The sequence below is a fragment of the Planomonospora algeriensis genome, assembly GCF_977012225.1.
This window is the reverse complement of sequence record NZ_CDRNDK010000737.1, coordinates 1-2,093: the sequence shown is the minus strand read 5'-3', so window position 1 is coordinate 2,093 and position 2,093 is coordinate 1. Positions and strand designations below refer to the sequence as shown.

Below are 2,093 nucleotides of genomic sequence, written 5' to 3'. Positions count from 1 at the left end.
CGGCGGAACCGACCCCGGCGGGAGCGGTCCCGGCGGCGGGACCGAGCCCGGTGGAGGCGCGCCGGGCGGGAGCGGACCGGGCTCCGGTCCCGGCGGGAACGGGAACGGCGCGTTCCCGGGCTCGGGCGTCACCGGTGACGGCACGGTTCCCCCGGTGATCGGTCAGGCCGGCGCCGGCGACCCCCGGACCACCGAGGTCGCCGCCTTCACCCCGAACGATCCGGCCACGGCCCTGACGACCACGCAGAATCCGGCGGCGGTCACCGCGCAGCCCGGCTCAGGCTTCGGTCCCGGCTCAGGCTTCGGCCCCGGCTCCGGTCCCGGCACGGTGGTCCGGCCGAACCCGCTCGGGATCGGCGGGCCGATGACGAGCGTGCCTCCGGTCCTGGGCGGCGGCTCGGGTGCCGGCGGCGGGGGCGGCCCTGCCCTCGCTGCGGGGCACCGCCGCGGGCGGCGCGCCGATGATGCCGTTCATGCCGATGGGCGGCGCCGCAGGCGGCGAGGAGTCGCAGGGCCAGGAGCGGACGAGCTGGCTGACCGAGGAGCACGACGTCTGGAACACCGGCCACGAGGTGATTCCCCCGGTCATCACCTGACCCCTCCCGGCTCCTGGAAGGCACGGCATGGCGTTTCAACTGGATCCAGACTGGCCCGGCCTGACGGAGGCCGACCGCAAGCACGGCGCCGAGGTGGACCGCACGGAGGTGAAGCGGATCGCGGGGGAGCTGGAGAAGGCGCTGAAGGCGCTGACCGCGGGCGGCGCGGAGCCCGCGCCGGCGGGTGACCACAAGCCCGGTGACGACTTCTCGCCGCCCTCGCCGCCCCCGCAGGGCGCGGGGTCGCTGCCCGACCTGCAGCGCCACTGCGCGCTGAGCGAGGCCCAGCTCGGCCAGTGGCAGACCGCGCAGCAGTTCTCCATGGGGATCGTCTCGGCCTACTCCGTCCTCGTCGGGGACCCGGGCAGCCCGGGCAGCGGCCTGTACGCCTCACTGGTCCGGCAGTACGGGGAGTCCGTCAACGCGCTGGTGGAGATGGCCAGGTCCTACGACGGCGCGGAACAGGCCTACGGCCTGCCGGGCGACCGGCGCTGAGCACGGGGCGGGGGCGGACGGTCATGGCGGACGTGCAGAGGATCAGGGTCAAGCCCACGGACGGGCCGCTGGCCACCGAAGAGGCGCACATCTCCTACTTCGACTACCTGGAGAAGCGGATCCAGGAGTGGATCGACGGCGCCGATCCGGTCGCGGTGCGGCGGGCGGGCGACTACTACGTCGCCGGCCACGGGGCGCTCGAGGCGGGCGCGGCGGAGCTCAAGGCGCGGGCCGCGGAGCTGGCCCGGTATCTGAAGGGACCGGCGGGCGTCGAGGTCCAGAAGCAGCTGCAGTTCCTGCACGCGACCATGCGCGAGCTCGCCGACAAGCTGAACGCCACCGGCGCGGTGCTGCGCAAGTACGCCGACACGATCGTCTGGGCGCAGCGCGAGGTGGTCGTCGAGCAGGGCCGGGACTCGCGGACGGACCGGGACATCGACTGGGCCGACCTCACGCCGTTCTACGGGATCTACCGGGTCCAGCGCCGGGCCAGGGACCACTTCTACGAGGTGAACGAGAAGATCCGCGCGCTCTACGCGGAGCTGCCCCCCGACGTCCAGCAGGCGCTGCCCACCCCCACGGACTTGGATCTGCCCGACTACAAGCCGACCGGTCTCCCCGGCGGCCCGTCGCCGAAGCTCCCCTCGGACCTGACGGGGGGCCAGCCGGGGCTCGTCGCCCTCGACCCCGGTCTGGACGACGATCCGTACGGGATCGGAGGGCTCCCGGGCGACGGGGGGACCGTGCCCGGCCTCGACCCGTCCGGGATCGTCCACCCGATCCCCGGCGGCGTGCCGGGGGCTCCGGGGACGGGCACGGGCGGGGAGGTGAACACGGGCGGCGCCTCCCCGCACCTGCCCGGACAGCCGGACGGCGGAGGTCCCGCGCCGGGATCGTCCACGACCACGCTCGCCGGTCTGCGTGACCCCTCGATGCCCGGACCGCCCGCCTTCCCGGGGACGGCCCACCTCCCCGGCGGCCCCTCCGGGCCGGGCGGGTTCG

General features: G+C 75.3%; 3 protein-coding genes. All 3 read left to right on the top strand.

Features of this window, described 5'->3' with window-relative positions:
• The first annotated feature begins 401 nt into the window (after positions 1–401).
• Positions 402–596: a hypothetical protein gene (locus ACWJ6R_RS35220; RefSeq protein ID WP_449066357.1), complete on the top strand. Its 195-nt coding sequence runs from the start codon at positions 402–404 to the stop codon at positions 594–596.
• A gap of 27 nt (positions 597–623) precedes the next feature.
• A complete protein-coding gene (locus ACWJ6R_RS35215) occupies positions 624–1,091 on the top strand; it encodes a hypothetical protein (RefSeq protein WP_449066356.1) in 468 nt (155 codons plus the stop codon).
• Positions 1,092–1,114: 23 nt separating this feature from the next.
• Positions 1,115–2,093, top strand: a 979-nt coding sequence (locus ACWJ6R_RS35210) for a WXG100 family type VII secretion target (protein WP_449066355.1), incomplete at its 3' end; no start/stop codon positions are given.

What these genes read in the sequence shown, in the direction of transcription:
- ACWJ6R_RS35215 (WP_449066356.1), top strand. Translation starts at nt 624, where the DNA reads ATGGCGTTTCAACTGGATCCAGACTGGCCCGGCCTGACGGAGGCCGAC.